Here is a 22647-nt window from a genome sequence, read left to right as displayed (position 1 = left end):
AGGTAACTAAGTAAAATTTCACATATAAAGAATAGAAATTAATTATCTTCATTATATTCTGCGATCCAACTATTGACTAATGAAGTGTCAATAATCTTAGCATCATTTTCAATTACATAAGCGATTAAAGAGTTAAAATGTTTATTAATTTCTCTTGGAGTCAATGCGCTTTCTGGAATGTAGTTCAAAACTGTGTCAACTACATCATCATTAAATGGAGCTTTATCTTTTTTATCTATCCTCGATTGTTCTAATAATTCCAAACTATAATCTTTGGCATTTTCAAATGAAAACTGCTTATATCTGATTTTTCTTGTAACTCTCGACCAAACTGCACCGCCTAGTATTAACTCAATAGTACTCTCTTCTCCTTCGGCTAAAGTAAAATTCATAAAAAGCAAAAAACTAGTCGAGATACTATCCATTAAGTCTCTTAGGACTTGAGAAAAAGCTTTGTAATTTTTAGAAGCATAATATATTAAATCTTCCATTTCGTCAATCCAAAAGACAACACGCCCGTCATAAAAAGTTCCGTCCCCAATAAAACATGATATTATACCAGCTAGAAATTTTATGGAATCTGTATCTGTTTGAATATCTTTCGCTAATCCCAATTTTTTTAATTCAGTTTTTGTTAACCCTACATAAAGAAATCTATTCATTAACTCAGATATATCCTGATCATCCGATCCTATTAAGCAAATAGCTTTAGCATATTCTCTACTACTAATAGGAGTTAAAAAATTCATTAAAGCTGATTCTCCATGATTATTAATTATTGAATTAATATGTTGTTGGAGTTTTTCAAATGAAATATAGTCAATGATACTTTTAAAGAACTCGTCAGTGGCTTTACTTCCATCTTTCGGACATCTGATGTAAATATGTTGTAAATTCTTTTCAGTTGACTTTTCCTTTATGAAATAGTAAGCACTAAAAGTCTTACCACCACCATAGGCACCCCAATTTAAAATAATTTGTTTAGAGCTATTATTTATGCAATCAGTATAAGCCTTGCTGATTTTTGATTTGACATCCTTCATATCAGCCCACACTAAGTTATTACTTAATGAAGGAGTGATATCTCTAAATGGATTAAACTGTAAATTGATTAATCTTAAATTACTCATAATGGTTTAGTTTAGTAATTTACTAATGTTCTCTATTTTATTTTTGTATGAGACCTTTAAACTCATTATTTCAGAAGTTGTCTTCGGACTTCTCTCTGCAGGTTTTGGCGCTGTAAAGTTAATAATGTCTTGAATAAGGTCATTTGCTATGTCTTTTGATGGAATGATCTTCTCTGCATATAAGTATAATATTACTTCATAGGAGGTCCATACAGAGATAACAGGAAAGCAGGGAGCCCACTCTTCTAAAACACCATTCAAGGCTTTTTTATCATCAGTAATGTATATAACATTATTCTTTTTAAAGGTATGAATTTGATCAACAGATACTAAAAAATTATCTATTTCCCCTTTATTTCCTTTTTTAGCTCTAGACGTTAAAGTTTTACCTAGCATACGGCGTTCGTACTCACTGATAGAGTGTTTGCTAGTTCCTAATTTCCTTGACTTATTGTGAATAAACTTCGGAAGATTTTTATCACTGTGATCTCTTAATTCTATATGAACCTCAGGACTGAAATTTAGAACAGCAATATTATTCAGATGATCAAGGACCCTTTTCTGCTTAAATTCAGTATTGCTTAGAGCGATACAAGTACATGTATCAATTATACAATTTAATTTCATTAGATAATTTCTGATATTATATAACTTTCGTTCAGTCTACCCTCATGCTTTAAATTAAAAGACTTTAAACCGTAAGTTATTCCCGCCTTTAACATATCCAAAACATCTGACATTTCGATTATTATATTTTTGCTAGAAAATAAATCAATACAAATAAAAACTAAACAATCAAAAAGTGGTATTTTAAAGGAATTACTTGTCTTAACTACCTTTAAAGCATTATCTAAACTAAAGCCTAGTTCATTAATCTTTTGTTTAGGATCCATATCTTTAAATGAAATAGTATTATTTCCTGGATAAAGAAAATTAATAATAGAAAAAAAATTCTGAAAAATCCAAATTTCATTAATATCTTTTAATTTAGAGTTTGAAAGAACTGGCAATTTTTCGAAAAAAACTCTTCCATTACTAGTAAAGGAATAAATAGTACTACTTCCATTTTTTTTTATGTCTAAAATACCCAAAGTTGTCAGCCATTCACATCGTGGTATTAACAAATGCTCAGCATATTTTTCAGGATTTTGCCAAACATAATTAATCGTTCTATATCTTTCGTTAATAGAGTTTTTAACAATGGGTGTAGCTAAAATTTGCTTTGTTACAAGTCTTAAGTTAAAATTGTCTTTAAAATTCACTTGTAAGGCTTTTTGATTTAAGGAACTAGTATTTATTTCATCTAACACATATAAAATTCCATCTGAATCCACTAAAAATAATTGTAATAAATAAAAGATCTTCTCAGCTTTGGAAAAATTATCATCATTATGTTCCATAAAATATTTTAGAACAAAAGAAAGTCGAGAACTAGCGTAAAAATCATTCAACCGAATTACAAGTTTCAATGACTCACATAAATCTAAATAATTTTTAAATGCTGTTGTTGCTTTTCCATTTTGGGTTAGTTTTCCTTTACTATTTTTATATTTATCATTAATAGATTCTTCCTGTATACTCCATTTAACCATTAACTGAAACAAAATGTCTTTAGGCAGCTGTTTATTAGAAAGTTGTTTTATTATTTCAGAGCATATAGGTAATTGTCTTGCAGTTGTATGTAAGCTATTAATAAAACGGAAGCCATCAACCTTATATATTATATTAGAATCATTCATACTAAATAAAACAACTTGCACAACCTTCTCCTTCAGAATCATCTAAAAGGTCTAAGAGATAAGCTGATTTTTTGTTTTGGTTATTTTTTTGTAGTTTTTTTATTTGTTGCTCTTTGATCTGAGCCATTCGCTCCGGTTTAATAATGTCCTCAAGACTTTCATCTTGCATCCAAGTATAACCATCTTTTTCGTATTCCATTGCTTTATCAAACCGTTCGCGATGTTGCTCATACAACCAAATCCATTCTATTTTTTGTTGATAAAAGCAGAAAAAACAACCTGAGCGGCTTCTAGCATATTCTCCTTTTTGACCGTTTACTTCAAATTCAACTTTTTCATAGTACTTAGGAATTCCAACACCACTATTTTTTAATATGCTAAAAATATCTTCCCTCACTAGATTATCTTCGTTATCTAACAAGGCAAAATCATTTTCATAGGCTAATGGATATTCCGTTGTTTTTAAAAACTCAAAAACAACTCTATTAAATGCCTGGATATCGATATCCAATAAATCATTCAATTTATCTTTAACCAAATATCTGGGAGATACAAGCTCATTAGCAACTTCTTGAATTCGTGATAATTTTTGAGCTGGTATGTAATCATTGTACCAAGTGAGAAGGTTTTCAATATTTGAATTTTTTAAAACTTTACTAACTACGTCTTCACTCCAAATATTTTTGCGAAAAGGAAAAATTGACTGGATGTTACCTTTTCTTGAGATGTATCCTTCTCTGTCTTCATCACCTCTGATGCCAACATAGGAAATAACCAAATCATCACCAACCCAATCTTCAAAAGGTTCAAGTTTAAGCTTTTTTGTACACCAACGAGCATTGGAAGAAGGTAAATAACCTCCATATAATTTTAAGAAATGGTCAAAGGGATCTTCGTGGCTATCTTCCGCAGCTTCAATACGTATTACTTTTTTGCCGGTATGTGTTTCAATGTTACGAATAAGTTCGTACGTTTCTTCCAGCTCTTTTCCGGTATCAGTAAAGTAATATTCAATATCTAAATGAGGATATTTTTCGAATAAATAGATAGCTAAGGCCCCACTATCCTTGCCTCCAGAAATACCCATTACGTGCCTTACTTTTCTCATTTTTTCAGTTGTTCCTGCAATAAATTTGCAAGTATGGTTATATTAATTCTGGTATCATCTACCAATAATTTTTTTAGTTCTATTTCTTTTTCAGAAATTTCTTTTGTTTTCTCCTTAGGTAAACGGACTAAATTTTTCTTAAGCCCATCCACAAATGAAGTAATTTCTATTTTAAAGATTTCTTCTGTTGTTTCATCAAAATCTTTTTGACTAATTTCGCTAAGATTATCCAATTCTGCAATAGTATCTGTGAAAATTGTATATAATTTAGCTTCCTCATCATCAGTTATCTTATCTAATGTCTTTCCTAAGCAAACCTGAACTAATGAATTTAGCCAGGCATTTTTGTCATCTAAAGGTGAGCTCAGTCTTTGAACAAATACCTTGTGATTAGGCTTTAATAAATGTTTTTTGATATTTTTAAACCTATTCTGAAGCTTTGTCTTATATTCTTCAAAAACTAAATTTTCTCCAACAATTTCATTTAAAATATAATTCTCAAATCTCTCAATCAGTCCTGAATAAGAAGTTCTGATTTCTCTTATTGATGATTGAATTTCAGAAATATATTGTTCTAGCTTTTTTGTGTCATTTTGTAGCTGGACAATACTAACTTCCATCGCTGAAGGGAAATCTTCAAAAAAAGTCTTTTCAGGATCTTTTGAATTGGCAATTGCATCCCTCAGCTTTAAAGCTTTTCTTCCTAACCGCAAAGTTTTCTTTGAGTAATCAGGGATTTCTCTATAAAATTTCAGAAAAGGTTTTACTGTTTCAATAAAACTTTGATTTGTAATGGTATCCTTTTCCGTTTGTTCTAGCATTTCTCTATATTGGTTAAACATTTTCAGCTTAACTCCCTCTACATCGAAAGCTTTTATTTCGTAATCTTTCGCTTTTTTAGAAACCAATTCTAAATTCTCAAAAGTCAACTCAGGAATATATGTATCTTCATAAAAAAGTGCAAAATCATTTCGTTTGATAAAAAGAAATATAGGCAACCAAAAATCTATAAATCCTTGTTTCAATTTGAAAGGCTTTACAGACATTAGTTCAATAAAATCTTGTAAATTTCTTTTGCTATACTTGGAAGATTCAAGGAACTTTTCTCCAAGCTCCCACAGCAGGTCGTAACTATTATCTGTAGGTCTCGAAATTGTTAATAAACCATTTTCTATTCTATGAATTCCTGTTTCCTTTAATAAACTTAAATAAATAGTCTTCTCGGGAGGAAAATGGGTAGAATCAAACCCTAAATTTTCAACCTGCCAATTATCTGCTAAGTTTCTAAGTAGAACTTTTTTCGCAGTAGAGATAGGGGAAGATATTTTCGTTTTATTGACCATTTCATTTCTGAAAACTGGAGTTCCCGTATATATATCTTCATCACAAATTCTTGACAGTTTTCTATTAAGACTTTTTGAAGAAGAAATATTTAGCAATTGACCTTTATAATACCATTTTACATTACCACTATTAGAATATAAATCTTCGTTTACTAACTTATTTAAGGTGTTTTTGTGAAATAGTTCCAATTCGCCAAGTTCATTTAATGCTATTTTATCATTCAGATAATCCCCTTTTATTTTCTGAATTTTTAGAATCTCATAAATACCTTCCTGTATTTGTGCGTAGTTTTGATAGTAACCTATCAGTATTGCCTCGTCATTATTTTGGGAAAAGTCAACAACGTCCTTCTCACTTATATCATTAGAAAAAATCAAATTAATAAAACCATCTACTTCTCCGGCTGGTATTTCACTAATTAATTTTTCAATTATTCTAAATTCAAAAAAACGAGGTGTACCTTTGGTATAATAAATGGACTTTGCTGCAATATAATTGCCTGTAAAATAATCTCTGATGTAATCTGTAATATTACTAGGCTTTTCTACAGAAAAAGAAGCTTCGTTTAAGGCTTTCTCAATATCTAAATCAGTTCCTTGGGCTAATACAAAACGATTGGAATACCCTACATATCTTAATATTCGAAATGCTAGTAACTCGTTAATAACATTTTTTGCATCATCGATACCTAAAGAAAATTTTGCATATTGTTCAATGAAACCTTCATCTATACTTCCCGATGAATTTCCAAAAAGATTTAATAAACCAATTGTTTTTACAATTTTAACGGCATTACTAGGACTTCCGATGGCACTGCCGTCAGTCATTTCTATAGAAGCTCTAATATTTGTCCATTGCGAATAATGCGGATTGTATTTGGTTGTCAAAAATGAATAATAATTATGGATTAAATAATCATAAACACAAGCGACGTTGAAATAAGGATTTCCAACCTGATCATAATCAAATAAATTATACGGATCGTTCGAGTCCAAAAATGAAAATAATGACCTTTCATTTTGCCCATACTTTTGTAATGATAATGCAAGAACGGATGCGGATAAAACATCTAAAGGAAATAATTCCCCCCCTATATCTCCATTAAAATAATCTCTTAATGGAAATAATTTTGAATCTTGTATAACCTTGAAAAGGATTCTGTAATTATTATTTTCAGTTTCAAATTCTAATTTATCAATTCTTTTTGCAGCTAAAAATAAAAGCTGTTCTACAGGCTCATTGAAAGTAATCTCTTTTAATCTTCCTTTTACCTTATCCCACTCATTTTTTTGTGCCTGCGATAAGTTGAATGCATATTGATTGAAATCCTGATGTAACGTTGATATAAAGAGAATATTCTTATTCTTGTCATTGACATATTCCGCTAGTTCCTGTATAAAATACAACTCTTCTTCAGGATTATTCTGAGCGGCATATTCTAAAAACTTACCGAATTCATCAACAAGAATGATTAATCCTGAATTTAATTTTGAATAATAGTCATTTATTGCTTTTATAATATTCTGAGAATTTGGATTCTCTACATTTAGAAAATCAGCAAATGCCCTTTTAAAGGATGTATATTCTCCGATGAATTTTATAAAATCAAAGCCAGTTAAAGATTTATTTTGAAAATTATCCGAAACATTTATTATGTCATTCTCAAAAGCTTTTAAAAAAGCAGATTTTCCTGTCCCATAAGCTCCAATTAAATTATATGCTCTGATTCCAATCTGAAATCCGGTTACTAATTGTGAATGGACCAACTCGGCGTTCGGAGTTAGTATATAATCTATCTGTGCACCATTATCTCTTACTATGTTTACAGAAGGAGAAAAATGATAATTTTTTCTATCTATAGTACTCATTAAGAATTTCCCATTTATTAATCTGTTCCTTGAACTGTAGTGTTCTGTTACCTGCCGTCTCACTATAAACTATACCGGTAAATTTGTTACTAATATTTACAATATGTTTGTATAATTCTTCAGCATTAAGGGCAAAAATATTTCCCGGAGAGTTGATTCCAGTAAGTAATTGTTTAAAGCTAATTGTACTATCCTCGTAATTATCAATTATGGAGTATAAAACGATTTCAGATGGTAAACTATCAGTTTTTCCACCTCCTAACTTATACCAGTCTTCCAATTTACCATCAATATCAATTTTCTTATACTGATGAATTAATTGTAAATCCAAAAATATATTGGAAAATACATCTTCAACATCTACTTTCGTTTTTCTTTCGGGAGAAGCATAGTTTCTGAAAAAAACATTGATATCTGTAGTTATGGTTTTTTCATTGTAATTGACAGACTTATCTTCATTACACTTCCGTTTTAAAAAAGAATGCAAGTGTTCTTTAGTAAAATCTATTCTCTCCTTACGAAATTCATTGAACAACAATGAATACAAAGAGGCTTTGTTTTTTTTGATGAGATTATAATGAAGAAGCCAAAGAGTTCCAATATCTTCTAAATAAGGGTCATAACCATCATCAGAAAAAATATAATTACCCAACTCTGTAGGACTATCATGTTTCTCATCAATGATATTGAAGGCCTTGCACCAGTATCGGATAGAGCTAACCATATTTTTTCCAACCCCTAAATCTATTACCACTTCATCATCAGTAAAAGTTTTATTATTGCAAACAAAGTCGTATCCTTTCTTCAGCCAAAATTGCTTGCAAGAAAAGGATTCGTGTCCTGAAAATTGTAGTTTGACGTTTATATCACTTATACTCATTAATTAATTTCTAATATACAAAGGTAGCTTTTTTACATTTATTTTTGACGAATTTTATCCGCTATTGACACCATTGAAAAAACAGAAAGTGTAGAATTTTTTATTGTTTTTTACAATTTAAAATAACGCTTTTTATCCTATAACGTTTTTATATTTAAAAGAATACATTAAAATGGCTTTTGCTTTGAGCACCATTATCTAGATATAATTAATTTCTGCAAAGTTTGATTAATAGAATAATATAAAATTTATTTTTCAGAAAGTTCACTTACTCATTGTTGTTTTCTTCCCACTATACTTCAACTCCCCACCAAAATCCAACATTACCACCTGACTTCCCTGAAACGGATTATAAGATGGCTGATAATCAATATAGCCTGAAGAATGGAGATTCTTCAGGCATTTATGATAGGTGGCTTTTGAACGGATTTTACTGATGCGCATCACTTCATCGCGGGAAATACTGACCGGATTTCGGAAACGGCTGAAATTCCAGAATTGGAATAAGGCTAAATAGGGGCTGATGTGTGATGGATTAAGCGTGTTATCCTGAGCCACTTTTTCATAAAAAGCTGTAAGATGTTTGATATAATTCATAATTTGGTTTCGCTGTTGTGAACTATCATTGCTTCTTCTTCAGCATTTCTTCGATGTCTTTGTAATTGTAATATAGTGTTCCGCCGACACGGGTGTAAGATAAGGTTCCGTTAATACGTAAATTTTGCTCTGTTCCGGAAGAAATTTTCAGAATTGCTTTGACCTCTGACGAACGCAGCCATAATTTCTGCTGGGAAATCTTGATTTGAAACAGGTTTTGTATGTCTTCCAGCAATTTTATTTTAAATTCCTGAAGGTCTTCCTTTGTGATGAGGTTTACTATCATAGTTATTTCATTTTTGTTTTTGACTAAATTTTCTTCTACAAAGTTGGAACATCAAAACCTTGAAAACAATAGTCTTAATAGTAGCTGGGCCAAACAAGACGAATGTGGATGATTCTGGAATCTTTGGAGATTAAAAAAGAATAAATTGGATTAATCTGGAATCTTAAACCTGATTTCAAAGAAAACAAAAAACAAGTTCCGCAGTTTTTTCCCCTTTTTGCAAAAAAAGCAAGAGAGTTTTTGGATGTACAACTTGAAAAGTTTGTATATACAAAGACACATCTTGCTGTTAAAATGGATGTTGTTTTTCAGAGTTCTAAAAATCGGAAAAAGAAATTACATTAAAATCGTAGTTGATTGAAAATCAATATTTGTTTTTTGTAAACTTATTTTTCAGAGCTCTAAAATGAGAAAAAGGAAAGCTGGCATTTTTATCCTGTTGTCGTTATGTATCTTTTTTACGCAGGTTTTGGATTTACCTGTATCCTTTTTACACAGGTCGGCGTATAACTTGTATCTATTTTACGCATCTACCCGGGAAATGTGCGTAAAACAAGCACAACGTGTGTTATTCCGATTGACCTGTATTTACATTACGCAGGTTTATACAAAGATTGATTATATTTGATTTACTTTGAAGTTTTAAGTAGAATAATTCTGTCAAAAGAAGCCAGATGAATTACCAGACATTTGAACCGAATCAGGAATTGATAGCATTTATCAAATGTTATTGGACGTTAGAAAGCCCGAAAGAAGAAACGCCTGAAAAGCAAATCATCGTTCCTGACGGATGTATGGAGATGATCTTTCATTATGGAGATCCATACAAACAATACTTAAATAATGGGAATAGCATTATCCAGCCCAGGTGTTTTGTCATAGGACAACTGACACGGCCGCTTGAGATTCAGCCAACCGGCGAGACAGGAATTTTCTCCGTTCGCTTTCGTCCCGAAGGATTTTTGCCTTTTACCACCATTTCAATAAAAGAGATGGAAAATACAGCTGTTTCATTGGAAAAGCTATTTGGAAAGGACGGACAGGAAATTGAGCAACAGGTGTTAAATGCCAATTCTACTTCAGAAAGAAGAAAGCTTATTGAAATATTTTTACTTAATCGACTGACCGACATCGAAACCATTGACCGCATTGTAAAATCAACTGTTGAAACTATTGTAACAGCCAATGGACAACTCTCGGTCGATAAACTCTCCAGAGACTCTAAAATCAATCGAAGACAATTGTTACGCAAATTTTCTTCAGCCATTGGCCTCAGTCCTAAGCAACTATCCAGGACGTTTCGATTGCAGGCTGCACTCAAAATGTTGCTGAACGATCAGTTCTCCAACCTTGCAGAACTGGCTTACGAAAACGAGTATTACGACCAAGCGCACTTTATCAAAGATTTTAAAGAATTTACAGGATCTACGCCCAAAGAATTTTACGGTAGTCACCTTAAGATGTCCTCACTTTTTTACGGCACGGATTAGACTTGTCCCATTTTTACAATTTTAGTTTTCAAAAACATCGCAACTTTGCTAAATGACAATTCATTTAACTAGGTAAAATTATGAGAACAGGAGCAAAATTTTTTATTACAGTAGTCGGTTTGATTATTTTTAATGCCTGGACAATAAAGCAGAAAAAAGACATTCAAAAAGCTGAATGGCTGGTCGGTACCTGGGAAAATAAAACCCAGAAAGGCAGTATCTATGAAAGCTGGACCAAAGCTGACAATAATGAATTATCGGGGAAAAGTTATAGTATGAGGGGCAAAGACACGATCGTTTTTGAAAATATCCGGCTCGTGCAGGAAAATAAAAAGCTGTTTTACATTCCGACTGTTAAAAATCAAAATGAAGGTCTACCTGTTCGTTTTGTCGCCAAAGCAATTTCAGAAAATCAATTGGTCTTTGAAAACCCACAGCACGACTTTCCGCAGATCATTGCTTACACAAAAATTACTTCCGATTCATTGATAGCCGAAATTTCAGGAACAAAAAACGGACAGAAACGCGAACAGACCTTCCCAATGAAACGAGTGAAAAGATAAAAACGTAATTAATATTTTATTGCAGCTGATTATTATTTCGGATATTTGAATATTGGCTAATTAAAATTTATGGGAAATAATATTCACCTAAAAAGCTTCTTCTCATTGACCTTGTTGATCGTCTGTTTGGGAATGATTTTCTCTTGTTCGGCAACCAGACATTCCCAGAATGCAATTCTTCATACAACAGATCCGCTGTATAAGGAAATTGGAGTGTTAGGACGGGAACTTACTGTAAAAAATAATATTCCCGGAGTTGCGGTAGCCGTGATCCGGGATGGAAAAGTTGCCTGGATACAATCGATCGGTTATGCGGATCTTGCAAGCAAAAAGCCTGTAACCTCTGAAACGATCTTTAATATTGGCTCCATCTCGAAGCTGGTCTCAGCCTGGGGCTTTATGCAGCTCACTGAAAAAGATCTTATTAAACTGGACGACCCTGTTGATGAGTATCTAACCCGATGGCATCTACCGGAATCTAAATTTGACAGATCAAAAGTAACACTGAGACGGATCTTAAGCCATACTGCAGGGCTTTCGGTACACGGTTACGGAGGATCAGACCAAGGAATATCACTGCTTGGTCTGGAAGAATCACTGAACGGAAAAACCAAACGTAATGGTGAAACCGTACATCTTATCAGCGAGCCGGGAACTAAATGGGACTATTCCGGGGGAGGCTACACTCTTGCACAACTGCTCCTGGAAGAGAGAACGAACCAGAGTTTTGCCACATATATGAAAAATAATATCTTCCTACCACTTGGAATGAAGAATACCAATTATGAATGGACAATAGAAATGATGGCTACTTCAGCAACGGCATATGACGAGAATGGTAATCCTATAAAAAACCGAATTTTCACTGAAAAAGCAGCGGCAGGACTTCAGACCACTATCAAAGATCTGGCACATTTTGCAGAATTGTCAATTAACCGTAATCCAAAACAATTGAATAAAGTCTTGAAACCGAGCACCATCAAGTTAATGGAAACGCCTGTTCTTCCAAGTTCCAAAGAAGGTGAAAGCGGACTGGGATATCGTTTTATGAATTATGAAGGTTTCAGAACCATAGGACACACCGGCGAAAATGTAGGCTGGAGTGCTGCTCTATTTTTGGATCTGCCAACGAAAAGCGGCATCATCGTTCTATGTAACGGATCCAATGGTGACCGGGTCTGGTTTCCGATCTATCAAAGTTGGCTAAAAACAGTTAAGACTAAAAAATAGATTTTCAAAATAATCCCTGCTAACATGATCCTTTAGTGAAGTAAAACTATTAGGTATAATAATCAAATTGTTTCATACAGACAATACTTCATACAGATCATCTATGTTTTTTTATTTACCGTCAGGGATCCAAAGAACTTTTACCACCCGGAGTATCCGATTTTTTGATGACACTGATCTCTCCATTGAGCTCGATGACAACTGCCAGAACATCATCTAACTTTTCAAGTCCTTCCTGACGTACTACAGCGTTGATCTCATCAACCGTTATGGCCTCGGTGTTCATATTGTCTTTGAGGTATTTGCCTTTATAGAACAGTAAGCGCGAATAGGAATTGATAAGGTGCTCCATCTTATCGGAAGTACTGGCCAATTTCGCGAACAGGTATTGTAAGGCTATTATCAGAAATAAGACCATTACACCCTCTGCCAATGGAACCATTGCAAGCATCATATAGGCCAATGTGGAACCCAGAGCGACCGTGACCACAAAATCAAAAGCGTTGAACTTGGCCAGGGTTCTTTTTCCTGAGACCCTGATGAAAAGGAATAGAATAACAAAAGAGGCAATGGTCATTAATGCGACCTTTCCAAGCTTTTCCCAATTTTCAAATAGTAGATCTTTCATTTCCCATTTTTATCATTAGTGTTGATAAAATAATGCCAGAAATGCTCTGGAATGAGAATGATCTTCATACGAATGTTTTACGATGTAATCTCTTACTTCAAAGTTGTTTTTAATTCATTGCTTCTCCAAATGTGATCAGATTACTATCGGGGTCAAGAATGGAAAATTCTTTTTGTCCCCAAGGTTTTTCCGCTAAATTTCCATTGGGATGTATTGGAACTTTATTTTCGATGAAAGTATTGTACAAATTTTCAATGGATGTCGTCCGGATGTAGATTTGTCCATAATTTTCGGCCGGAACAAGGTTTTTAAATTCAAAAAAATGCAATTGCAGATCATCTTTCTGCAGCATTAGGTAATGATCATGTGTGGATAAAAATAACAGAAAAAATAAATTCCCATAAATAGTTTAGCTGTCTAAATGATTTTTCAAGTCAACACAATTAGAAATTTCTGAAAATTATAATCTTTTATTGTTGTTTAAACCACTGATATTTTTAGTGTTAAATAAATCCTTTAATGCAACCATATCATCACTCACTTTCTTATCCAAAATCTTCGCATAATGCTGGGTAGTCTTAATATTCGTATGCCCGAGCATTTTACTTACACTTTCAATAGGGACACCATTGGACAAAGTAACAGTAGTCGCAAACGTATGCCTTGCGATATGGAAAGTTAAATCTTTATTGATACCGCAAACACTCGCAATTTCCTTCAAATACGAATTCATTTTCTGATTGCTAAGAATAGGGAATAAAACATCTGAATTCACACATTGCAAATAATTCTCATATTTTAAAACCAGTTCCTGAGCTACAGGCAATAACGGAACCCTAGTTGAAGTATCGGTCTTTTGACGATGAGTGAAAACCCATTGATCGCCATCAATCCCAACGTTGATGTTAGACTTAGACAATTGCTTGACATCCACATAGGCCAGGCCGGTATAACAGCTGAATATAAAGATATTGCGAACTTGGCTCAATCGATCTGACGCGAATTTCTTTTCATAGATCTGAATTTCTCCTTTGGTAAGGACGCTCCATAGCTTTGATTTTTGCTTTGTAGCCCAAAAAGGGTCTTTACTAATCCAGTCGTGCGCCATACACAACCGAATGATCTTTTTGAAATTCTTGAGGTATTTCACAGCTGTATTGTTTCCACATTTACGGACACTGCGGAGCCAGAAGTCGTAATCACTCATAAAACCGTGATCGATTTGCGTGATGTCGATATCAGAAACTTTGTATTTCCAATTAATGAATTCCTGGGTATGCTTTAAAGATGTTTTATAGCACTCCAATGTTCCTGGGGCAAAATCCTGAGCGACCAAAGCTTCCACTTTGTCATTATCTTCCTGGAATATCGGAATAAGCATTCTTTGCTCAATATCTGTTCCAAGCAGTTTAGATTTTAAACTCTCTGCAGTTACAAAGTTTTCTTCTTTCAGCATCAGGTAATGGAAATCGTAAACTTTCTGTTCCAAAGTTTTTAGATAAAGATTCAGCGTTTTGGCTTCTTGAGTATTTCCTAATGCCTTGTGTGCTTTAACATCCCATTTCTTCGGATCGATATACCTTTTAGCAGCAATGTCGGCTGCCTTGCCGTCTATCGTAATTCGTAAGTAGATGGGAGCGGTTCCGTTTGTTCTGATTTTATTCTTTTTGATGTAGAATAACAGGTTGAATGTTTTGTTCATTGTGTGATAACTTTAATGGTTTAATAATTTACTTTTTGTTACCACTTTTTGCAAGATGTTCAATCGTTAGACTGCCTATTGGTCGGGCTTTCCAAAGATTCCAGTAACCTATTTTGATATTTTTACGATAGGTCACTGAATAGGTCACTTTTAATATGGCCTTTTTTGTTTTTTCTGACGCCTGTGCTAAAACAAAAAACGCTGTAAACATCGATGTTTACAGCGTTTTAGCTTATTTTGGTTTCCAACCTGGCGGGGAGAGAGGGAATCCTGTCGAACTACTTCTGCCATTATTATCGTTCTTTGAAAATATTAAGTAGAATAAAAACTCTATGTATCATTAAAGTAAAATAACATATGAGTGTTGCATTACTTTGTTAATTTTTAAAAGATGAAATACCTTTTTATTTACCTAGATATTTTTTGAATGAAAGTGCAATCCCAACTTATTCTGAGTCACTTCACACTTAGTTATTGGTCTAAACTATTCATTTACCTGTACAACATTCCAGCCTACTTCCCTCATTGGCAAATGTGAAAATGATAAGATCAACCATACTTATAAAGTTGATAGTAATTTTTATGGTGAGTTGTTATAGTAGATAAAAGCATTAAAAGTCAATAGGTGTGTCACCTATTGACTTTTTCTCATTTTTAAAGTACGATATTTTGTATAGTAAATCCTAAAAAATCTTTGGGATCCAAATCATCACTTTCTAAATCCGGATCGATTTCAATTTCATTTAATATAAGTTTTAAAGAGCGTTCATCATTGTAAATATCGATGGCGGAAGAAAAGGTTATTCCACTAAGTTCTTCAATTAAGGGAACTTTTACCTGATATGTTTCAGAATCCTTGAACTTCATATATAAATCACTGTCATTTTCCAGATCCATTATAATATTGTCTTCTAAGAGCAACTTATTTTGATTCATCATAAAACCAACTCTATAAAGTTTTCCATCATTTTTTTGGAAGATAACTACTTTCCAAAATAGTATCGGAATTCTAACTTCGCTATTATCTACTCGAGTCACAAAAAACGGATTTTCATCAGAAAGTACCGGTCCAGTAAATACACAAACTTTTAAATTATTTACTTTTGATTCAGTATGTAAAATATAATCCTCAAGACTACGCCAAATCACCCTATTTAATCTTTTATGCTGTGGAACTGCATTTGGAAAATAGAAAGTTGAATCTGCAGCATACAATGCCTTAGCCACCGTATCGCCCCATTGAACATCTTCACGCTTTGTCATATGACCTCTGTCGAACTGGCTATTTGCAGCTGTATAAAGTTCATTTCCCCACTGTGCATCTTTCGATAATCTTGGGTCTTTACGCCAATAATCTTTTCTTGGCGCCTTCTTAAACATTTCCCCGTCAACGTTTGTTGCAGTGTAAAAGGGAAATTTATGTAATTTGGAAATTTGTAAGCTATAATTTACATAATGAATTGTAGTACTGCCATTGACGTCTCCAGACAAATCCATTATTTGATCTGCATTAAGCTCTGGAAGCGAGATTTCATGTCCCTGAATAAACTGTGATTGGTATCCCTTAAAAAGTACTTCATTAATTATTTTTGCCATGGCTTGATTTAATAAATTCTACAATTGGATTAATGACAATTCCTTCATTACGAGATTTGAAACCTTTGGGAAGTTCAACTTCGCCATTTCTTTTTTCCCCACCACTATGATGAAGAGCTACAACTTCCCATCTCGAATTAAATACAGGAGAACCGGAAGATCCTTTTAAGGTATCTGTCAGATATTGTACTATCCTTTCATCAGAATAAGTTATTATATTGTGATAAAGCGATATTTGTTTCATTTCTCCTCCAGGATGCTGTATTATATTTACAAATTTATCTTCTGGAAGATCTGTATGATCCAACTCCAAAAAGCCATAATTCTTTAATTGATTGTCATCGTCTTTAAGCTTACACACTGTAGTATCTAATTCATGGATCCCAGAAGAATACCAAGGTCCTTCTTCGTCAATATAAAAGCTTTTTGATGCCACACTATTATCATTGACATCCAGTTCGAAATCAAAAACTATTCTAATTTTGTCAATCTTATCCTTATCCGGAAGAACATGATAATTTGTGATAAAGAAGAGATCATCAATTCCTTTTACTTTTATTAAAAATCCAGTTCCCTTTCCAACCATATTACCTCCTTTATCAATTTCTACTTTGGCAACAGCTTTGCTTTTTATTACACCCTTTGCTAAAAAATTGATTGGAAGTAAAGTACTTTGTTCCATTGTCAACTTTTCCAGTTGCAAATTTTCAAACTTGTGCCAAATAGGATTAACGTCTTTATCTAATGTGTAATCAATCTCTTGTTCTGACAACGCCGCTTTCAAAAATGGATTTTCGGGATATACATTAAGAACCGCTCTTACTACTTCGTCCACAGCGTGATGTTTATCAGCTTCATATAACACATTATTCCAAACATTCATCGCACTTCCAGTTGTGTCAATATGCTGAATTTTTAAACCAGCGTCTCTGACATATTTTGGTATGCTCTCTTTAATGGGAACTAAATCACTTAATACATCAGTTAATTGTGTTAATTTTATTGTCTTCCCCATTTATTTAAATATTTTTGCGTTTTCATAAGATAGTCGATCAACTAGGGTTTCTATCTTATTCTGTTTAATACACTGATTAATTAATTGGTTGCTAAATTCAACCGCAGAGCCTTCCATTATTCTATTTGGATTAATACCTACCATTCTTGACAATGTTTTCAAGGAAGCAAGAGAATCATAATGCATCGGGAGTTTTATCATTAGCTGTTCCAATGAGACTTTTTTAAAAAATGTATCTCGAATTCGATGCTGCAACAGCTCTAAATTGGCTCTTTCAGATTCTTTATTTAGATCCGATGCCGAAACGTATCTTGACGGGAATAATGGATTTACCATATTTGAAGAAATTAAATACTCCCCAAACCTATCTTCTTTTTTCGCATAATTATGAAAAAAATCGACAATATCGTCTTCTGCATTTCTAGATTTTGAATCAGATGTAAAATACACATAGTCATAAAAATACCCTTCCTTTTTCTCGTATTCCATAATAGAAAATGGATGGTAAACAACAGGGAATTCATATTTACTTATGATTTCTATTTTTTCGATTGAATCGATAACTAAATACCCCCTAGGAATGTTATCTGTTGAAGCAAACCGCTTACTCCAAGTTTCTTCCATCGCCTGCCATTTAGCTTCTTTAATACTGACTAAAAACCCATGTTTTATAAAATTGAGAACTTCAGGAAATATTAATAATGGTACTCCTAGTGACGAATTGAAGGATGAAGTTGCAGACATTAAAATCTTACCATCAGATGTTGGTGGAAGCAAAAGTGTACCTATACCACCCATTACCATTTGAGATTTTCCAGTAGGATTAAATTCTTTAAATTCTCTTATTACATTAGATACATTACTTTCAGCATTTATTCTCAAATTCTTTGAACCAGGCATATAATATAATCCCGGTACTCTTGCGATCCAATCAGAAATAACAAAATCGACCAAAGTAACTTTCTTGTTCCAATGGTAATCTGGATCATTTAAAACTTGAAACCAGAATTCCTCATCCGTATAAAATGTTGCTATATCATCCTCAGTTTCTTCTGGTTTTGTTGCTCCAACTGCCGCAAGAGCATAATTTTCTAAAGTTTCCAAAAAGTTAGTCCCTTTTTGAAGTTCAAATAGGCTCATGGTTATTTTGTTTTTATATAATTTGCTCTAAGTTTATATATTATTTCAAAATTTTTATTGCCGCCGTATTGCTTATTTATCTCTACGAGCAAATCATTCATAGTTACGTTTTTTATTTTCCCATATCTTAATTTATGAAGGAGATCCCTCCACGCATCTGCACAGCTTCCAGAAATTAAAATATCCGATTCTTTACCTCCTGCTTTTTGCCAGATAGTACTTAAACTACTTCCATTCGAATATAAATCGATAACTACGTCATGTACAGCGCTCCACCACTCATCAGTTGGAATATTTACCTTATCAATTATTTTAAGAAATGCGATTTTCGCCCTTGTAAAAAATTCCAATAAATGTTGACATTCTACTAATGCAAATCTCCAATTATTATTTTTTGAAGCTTTTTTATATATAACATAAGCTGAACGGTTAAGACTTCTCCTGTAAATAAGCTGCCCCAATTGCTTTGCATGTATAGCGTCAATGCTACCTGAATAGTTAACTAAGTAATCTTCTAAATTTCTATCCGTTAAATGAGTAAAGCGTTCAAATACAGGGATTACTGACATAATGTTATTACTGTTATAATAAAGATAATCAGCTATTCCTTTACCGCTAATATGTTGTTCAATAACAGGATCATTTGGTATTGAAAAGGAGGGGTTTTTACTAAGTTCTTCCAAAAGCGCAGTGGTAGTTTTATTAAGAAAATTATCTTTTACCGGGTTTTCAATAAGTACCCAAAGGTTATTACAATTTGGATAATTTATTAAGTTCCCATATACTGACTCTGATAATTTTAGTAACAAAAATTCGTCAATTTTTTTTCCTTCAATGAGCCCATTTAAAAATGTTTCTAATTTCTCATTTGGATTACTTATGCCATCGGTAATAGTATTCCCATTATTTATAGCTTCAATCCATATTTTTTGCCAGTTATTGTCGAAAAGATCTATATTTGCTAGTAAGTTTGGTTCATTATTACATAATTTTCCACATATTTTTATCAATCTCGGATCTCCATTCGCTATAGTATAACCTATAATGGATTTAGATGGCTTTTTATCAACAATTACATGAATTGCCGAATAATTATTTTCATCAATATCAACTTTTAAAAGTTCCGTCAGAGAATGTTCCATGGAATACTTTGTAAGTAATAAATGTGCATAAAGTTTATACCATTTTCTCTCTAAACAAAAGCTTATAATTTCATTCCAAAACCTATCGACATGTTGGGTAGGTAAACAAGTTATGAATTCATCTTCCAGATTGCTGGAACTATCCAAAAATTTGTTAATCTGCTGCAGGACTTCCGGAATTTCGACGATCCAATTGTAGACTGTTTTAACTTTTTTCGAATTGATAGTATTTAAATATAATTTTAATTCCTCAACCATTTTTAAATCCCACCAGTGATCATTTTCAGTCTTAAAATTTTGAAAGAATTCTTGTAAATCAGATTTGGTAGTGCGAGTTGAAAATATTCTTTTCTGAATAAATTTCACTAGGCAGTCCTGTAATATTTTTTGAGAATTATTATAACTTGAAATTTTGAAAATTCTTAATACACTTAAATCTTTATAAGTACAATTCTCTAGTTGCAGTACAATTTTTTTTAATAACTTCTTTTTAAAACTAGCACCACTCGATTCCAAAGGGGAATATTTTGCAATTAAATGAGATAAAGTATTTAATTTTTTAAGATCAGATACAAAATCTATTTCCTCAAAGGTATCAATGACCTTTTCTACAATATTGATTTCACTTCTCGAAAGTGGATTACACTCAATAATCTTCTCAAAATTTTGTAATCGCAAAATAGCATCTTCATCGCCACACAAAATTTTGACCAAAAGGCCTTCCGATGTAAAAGCCTCCTTCTTGTTTACAATGAAATTTTCAGTTTTTATAAACCTATTCGCTACGCTATCGGGTAATGAAAATAAGTTAATACCCTCATTGTCACTTTGATCATTATTAAAGGTAACTCCAAAATTGAATGATTTTTTCTCTGGAACTGTAAGCACTTTCCATAATTGATCGACAGCTATGTCAAATGAATCTTGGCCAATCCATAAAATTTTATTTTTATATTCTGCAATATGAATATATCCATAAATCATTTTTTGCAAACGAGGATCAACTATTTTTTCCGATGCCTGTGAGTTTTTACCGATTTCAAATTCAATGGGACTAAGTTGCAAATCTTTATCAACTTCTTGGATTAACAGCTTAAATAATGGCTTTATGCTTTTTAACTTAATAATGTCATTAATGTCAGCCATTAAAACATGACTGAATTTTCTACCTCTGCGTACGCCTTCCGTATTGTCATCAAAAGTTTTAATAATTAAGAAATGATCTTCAATTACAAATCCTCTAATTGCAGGTTGCCAAACCGTGCCACTTGTCTGTTCTTGAAGATCTGTTTTAAGGGCAATATTTTTCGCAAAGGTATTGTCTTTTTGGCTTGTCCGGATCAGTGACCAAGCACGATCCACTTCACCATATATTGATTGATGAATTATCACTGTATAGCTAATTCTATTAATTTCGTAATATCCTCTGATCTGGTCCCGTCCTCCAAAATTAAGTATCCAAAATTTTCTGGGCCTTCAATCATGTATTTTTCCTGATTATCTTCTGAATCTAAATTAAATTCTTGTGCGGATAATCCTAAAATTTTTAATGAGGATCTATCCCAATTAGATTCAGCGAAATCTAAAAGAAGAGGTAGCTTATCTTTTAATATAGAGCAAGGGCTGGGATTACCTTTAACCTCCATTTCATCCCAGCATGTTAATACTACTGTTAGTTTTATGTCACTATTTAACAAATGGAAATCGGTTCCTTTTTCATTCATTATAATCTGTAAAAGTTCAATAAAAAAACTCTGATCAGATATATGATATTCGAAAGTTTCAAGGTCTTTATTACCTTTTGCAGCGGGATTTTCTTTATAGGTAGAATCCGCAATATCTAAGCGATTTCCTATGTTATTTAATCTTATAAATAAAACCCAATTATCACTTTCCTTTATCGAAGATTTCCATTCTCTGTTAAGTTCCCTTGATTCCATAATATCGAGAACTTGCTCTCCACCGTACTCTGGACATTTTAAATCAACCTGATTATCATTTACCTGTAGTGGTAAATAAAATTTCACACTTTTTTCCGCTGGTGTAGTAACAGGTCCTTTACCAGACGCTAAAGAATCTCTAGCTTCAGCAATTGGAGAAAGATCCTCAACAGGTTTATAGAGCTTAAGACTACTTTTATTTTTCTTCAATTTTGAATATAGTTGTGAAAGAAAAACAGTTTTTGAGGCATGAGGCTTTCCGAGCAGTAATATTGATTTAGGCATTTAATCTTTTTTAAATTTTAAAAAATAATCATTGGATTTTATCTCTACTGCGTTATCTAAAACAGCGCCCGTATTAACATATACTTTGGATAATATCCAATCAATAACTGATAGATTATTCTTGTGCACCAAGATGTCAGGATCATCAACTGAAAAATTACTAATTTCAATTTCATAGAAATTCTTATATTTTTCAGCAAGTTCTTCTTTAATATCTGTAACTATTTTTGAGTGGATCTCCTGTTTTATATCACTTTTTGACCACACTGCAATTACAGGTCTATCATGAAGATCATGATTCAGCATCTGCGCTAAGTCTAAAACGTCATTTTTCCCCTGTGCCTTTCTTTCAATTAGGTCTTTACAATCTATAAATAAAATAAAAGCGTTGGAGTTTTCATATATCCAACGCGCATTTTCTGCGTTGGTATCTTTTCTATTCTTAGACCAGGCTGAAAATACCTCACCAGCAACGTCCGAAATAAGAATATCTTTTAACTTTCCTTGTTCATTTCTTAAAGCTAAATGTAAGAACCTTATGTACTCTGCCGGAGTTGGATCAGGAAATTTCACACCCTCCTTACCGATAAGTAATGTTTGGTAGAGACTATCCCATGTATGTATAGTTTTAGTGCCACAAAATTTAAATCCAGTAAGACTTCCGCCTTTTAACATTAATGTATACAACATTGCTAAAAAAGTCGTTTTTCCAGCATCGGCTTTTCCAACAACTCCAATAATAACAGGTGTAGATCGATAAGTTATTTTAGACAAATCTAAAATACTTAGTGCATTTCCTGTCCACGGTAAAGTTGAATTTTTACCTTTTTGTTTAACAACATTTGATTTTTTTTCTTCTATATAATTTGCTTTTTTCCAATATTCACATTGCTCATAAGTCTCTTTTCCTTCATGGCAATTAGATTCAGGAATACAATCAGGGTTGGAACATTTATATTCCATA

At 32.7% G+C, this 22647-nt stretch carries 20 protein-coding genes; 3 read left to right on the top strand and 17 right to left on the bottom strand.

The genetic code is table 11. The features are described from left to right. Positions 1-38: 38 nt before the first annotated feature. The 8 genes from ACM40_RS15770 to ACM40_RS15735 form a co-directional block, all read right to left on the bottom strand. Entirely contained in the window at positions 39-1130 is a 1092-nt protein-coding gene (locus ACM40_RS15770) for a hypothetical protein (protein WP_048503691.1), read from the bottom strand. Between the two features lie 6 nt (positions 1131-1136). After that, on the bottom strand, positions 1137-1757 hold the full coding sequence (locus ACM40_RS15765) for a hypothetical protein (RefSeq protein WP_048503690.1): 621 nt from the start codon (positions 1755-1757) through the stop codon (positions 1137-1139). Next, the gene (locus ACM40_RS15760) at positions 1757-2869 is read right to left on the bottom strand and encodes a hypothetical protein (RefSeq protein ID WP_165579314.1); all 1113 of its coding nucleotides are present in this window, start codon (positions 2867-2869) and stop codon (positions 1757-1759) included. The genes ACM40_RS15765 and ACM40_RS15760 overlap by 1 nt, the downstream gene beginning before the upstream one ends. A gap of 1 nt (position 2870) precedes the next feature. Further along, positions 2871-3977: a phosphoadenosine phosphosulfate reductase family protein gene (locus tag ACM40_RS15755; protein ID WP_048503688.1), complete on the bottom strand. Its 1107-nt coding sequence runs from the start codon at positions 3975-3977 to the stop codon at positions 2871-2873. Continuing rightward, positions 3974-7189 carry a hypothetical protein gene (locus tag ACM40_RS15750; RefSeq protein WP_048503687.1) on the bottom strand — a complete coding sequence of 1072 codons (3216 nt, stop codon included), beginning with the start codon at positions 7187-7189 and terminating at the stop codon, positions 3974-3976. Before ACM40_RS15750 ends, ACM40_RS15755 begins: the two co-directional genes overlap by 4 nt. After that, the gene (locus ACM40_RS15745) at positions 7173-8069 is read right to left on the bottom strand and encodes a DUF4007 family protein (RefSeq protein WP_048503686.1); all 897 of its coding nucleotides are present in this window, start codon (positions 8067-8069) and stop codon (positions 7173-7175) included. The genes ACM40_RS15750 and ACM40_RS15745 overlap by 17 nt, the downstream gene beginning before the upstream one ends. Before the next feature lie 264 nt (positions 8070-8333). After that, positions 8334-8666, bottom strand: coding sequence for a hypothetical protein (locus ACM40_RS15740; protein ID WP_048503798.1), 333 nt, complete (start codon positions 8664-8666; stop codon positions 8334-8336). 25 nt (positions 8667-8691) lie between these two features. Beyond that, entirely contained in the window at positions 8692-8952 is a 261-nt protein-coding gene (locus ACM40_RS15735) for a helix-turn-helix domain-containing protein (RefSeq protein WP_048503685.1), read from the bottom strand. A 674-nt stretch (positions 8953-9626) separates the two neighbouring features. Here ACM40_RS15735 and ACM40_RS15730 point away from each other — a divergent pair. From ACM40_RS15730 to ACM40_RS15720, 3 genes are all read left to right on the top strand, one after another. Further along, positions 9627-10442, top strand: a complete 816-nt coding sequence (locus ACM40_RS15730; RefSeq protein ID WP_048503684.1) for a helix-turn-helix domain-containing protein — start codon at positions 9627-9629, stop codon at positions 10440-10442. A gap of 80 nt (positions 10443-10522) precedes the next feature. Beyond that, positions 10523-11005: a DUF6265 family protein gene (locus tag ACM40_RS15725; protein WP_048503683.1), complete on the top strand. Its 483-nt coding sequence runs from the start codon at positions 10523-10525 to the stop codon at positions 11003-11005. 69 nt (positions 11006-11074) lie between these two features. Then, on the top strand, positions 11075-12235 hold the full coding sequence (locus ACM40_RS15720) for a serine hydrolase domain-containing protein (RefSeq protein WP_048503682.1): 1161 nt from the start codon (positions 11075-11077) through the stop codon (positions 12233-12235). Positions 12236-12356: 121 nt separating this feature from the next. On the opposite strand, the gene ACM40_RS15715 is transcribed toward ACM40_RS15720, so the two are convergent. From ACM40_RS15715 to ACM40_RS15675, 9 genes are all read right to left on the bottom strand, one after another. Then, a complete protein-coding gene (locus tag ACM40_RS15715) occupies positions 12357-12863 on the bottom strand; it encodes a DUF421 domain-containing protein (protein ID WP_048503681.1) in 507 nt (168 codons plus the stop codon). Between the two features lie 109 nt (positions 12864-12972). Beyond that, entirely contained in the window at positions 12973-13215 is a 243-nt protein-coding gene (locus tag ACM40_RS15710; RefSeq protein WP_117614875.1) for a VOC family protein, read from the bottom strand. 108 nt (positions 13216-13323) lie between these two features. Beyond that, entirely contained in the window at positions 13324-14565 is a 1242-nt protein-coding gene (locus tag ACM40_RS15705) for a site-specific integrase (protein ID WP_048503679.1), read from the bottom strand. A gap of 654 nt (positions 14566-15219) precedes the next feature. Then, a complete protein-coding gene (locus ACM40_RS15700; protein WP_048503678.1) occupies positions 15220-16161 on the bottom strand; it encodes a DNA/RNA non-specific endonuclease in 942 nt (313 codons plus the stop codon). Continuing rightward, entirely contained in the window at positions 16145-17176 is a 1032-nt protein-coding gene (locus ACM40_RS15695) for a trypsin-like peptidase domain-containing protein (protein WP_048503677.1), read from the bottom strand. Before ACM40_RS15695 ends, ACM40_RS15700 begins: the two co-directional genes overlap by 17 nt. After that, positions 17177-18316 carry a hypothetical protein gene (locus tag ACM40_RS15690; RefSeq protein ID WP_048503676.1) on the bottom strand — a complete coding sequence of 380 codons (1140 nt, stop codon included), beginning with the start codon at positions 18314-18316 and terminating at the stop codon, positions 17177-17179. It abuts the gene before it with no gap. 2 nt (positions 18317-18318) lie between these two features. After that, complete coding sequence (locus ACM40_RS15685) at positions 18319-20850, bottom strand: effector-associated domain EAD1-containing protein (protein WP_048503675.1); 2532 nt, start codon at positions 20848-20850, stop codon at positions 18319-18321. Next, positions 20847-21683: a hypothetical protein gene (locus tag ACM40_RS15680; protein ID WP_048503674.1), complete on the bottom strand. Its 837-nt coding sequence runs from the start codon at positions 21681-21683 to the stop codon at positions 20847-20849. The genes ACM40_RS15685 and ACM40_RS15680 overlap by 4 nt, the downstream gene beginning before the upstream one ends. Next, positions 21684-22646, bottom strand: a complete 963-nt coding sequence (locus tag ACM40_RS15675; protein ID WP_048503673.1) for a TRAFAC clade GTPase domain-containing protein — start codon at positions 22644-22646, stop codon at positions 21684-21686. It abuts the gene before it with no gap. Position 22647: the final 1 nt, after the last annotated feature.

It is taken from the genome of Chryseobacterium sp. BLS98 (genome assembly GCF_001045445.1).
Classification (GTDB): domain Bacteria; phylum Bacteroidota; class Bacteroidia; order Flavobacteriales; family Weeksellaceae; genus Chryseobacterium.
Note: the sequence above shows the minus strand (reverse complement) of the source record. Positions and strands in the feature narration are given on the sequence as shown.

Coding starts and splice junctions, on each gene's coding strand:
- ACM40_RS15770 (WP_048503691.1), bottom strand. CDS start 1,130: ATGAGTAATTTAAGATTAATCAATTTACAGTTTAATCCATTTAGAGAT.
- ACM40_RS15765 (WP_048503690.1), bottom strand. CDS start 1,757: ATGAAATTAAATTGTATAATTGATACATGTACTTGTATCGCTCTAAGC.
- ACM40_RS15760 (WP_165579314.1), bottom strand. CDS start 2,869: ATGAATGATTCTAATATAATATATAAGGTTGATGGCTTCCGTTTTATT.
- ACM40_RS15755 (WP_048503688.1), bottom strand. CDS start 3,977: ATGAGAAAAGTAAGGCACGTAATGGGTATTTCTGGAGGCAAGGATAGT.
- ACM40_RS15750 (WP_048503687.1), bottom strand. CDS start 7,189: ATGAGTACTATAGATAGAAAAAATTATCATTTTTCTCCTTCTGTAAAC.
- ACM40_RS15745 (WP_048503686.1), bottom strand. CDS start 8,069: ATGAGTATAAGTGATATAAACGTCAAACTACAATTTTCAGGACACGAA.
- ACM40_RS15740 (WP_048503798.1), bottom strand. CDS start 8,666: ATGAATTATATCAAACATCTTACAGCTTTTTATGAAAAAGTGGCTCAG.
- ACM40_RS15735 (WP_048503685.1), bottom strand. CDS start 8,952: ATGATAGTAAACCTCATCACAAAGGAAGACCTTCAGGAATTTAAAATA.
- ACM40_RS15730 (WP_048503684.1), top strand. CDS start 9,627: ATGAATTACCAGACATTTGAACCGAATCAGGAATTGATAGCATTTATC.
- ACM40_RS15725 (WP_048503683.1), top strand. CDS start 10,523: ATGAGAACAGGAGCAAAATTTTTTATTACAGTAGTCGGTTTGATTATT.
- ACM40_RS15720 (WP_048503682.1), top strand. CDS start 11,075: ATGGGAAATAATATTCACCTAAAAAGCTTCTTCTCATTGACCTTGTTG.
- ACM40_RS15715 (WP_048503681.1), bottom strand. CDS start 12,863: ATGAAAGATCTACTATTTGAAAATTGGGAAAAGCTTGGAAAGGTCGCA.
- ACM40_RS15710 (WP_117614875.1), bottom strand. CDS start 13,215: ATGCTGCAGAAAGATGATCTGCAATTGCATTTTTTTGAATTTAAAAAC.
- ACM40_RS15705 (WP_048503679.1), bottom strand. CDS start 14,565: ATGAACAAAACATTCAACCTGTTATTCTACATCAAAAAGAATAAAATC.
- ACM40_RS15700 (WP_048503678.1), bottom strand. CDS start 16,161: ATGGCAAAAATAATTAATGAAGTACTTTTTAAGGGATACCAATCACAG.
- ACM40_RS15695 (WP_048503677.1), bottom strand. CDS start 17,176: ATGGGGAAGACAATAAAATTAACACAATTAACTGATGTATTAAGTGAT.
- ACM40_RS15690 (WP_048503676.1), bottom strand. CDS start 18,316: ATGAGCCTATTTGAACTTCAAAAAGGGACTAACTTTTTGGAAACTTTA.
- ACM40_RS15680 (WP_048503674.1), bottom strand. CDS start 21,683: ATGCCTAAATCAATATTACTGCTCGGAAAGCCTCATGCCTCAAAAACT.
- ACM40_RS15675 (WP_048503673.1), bottom strand. CDS start 22,646: ATGGAATATAAATGTTCCAACCCTGATTGTATTCCTGAATCTAATTGC.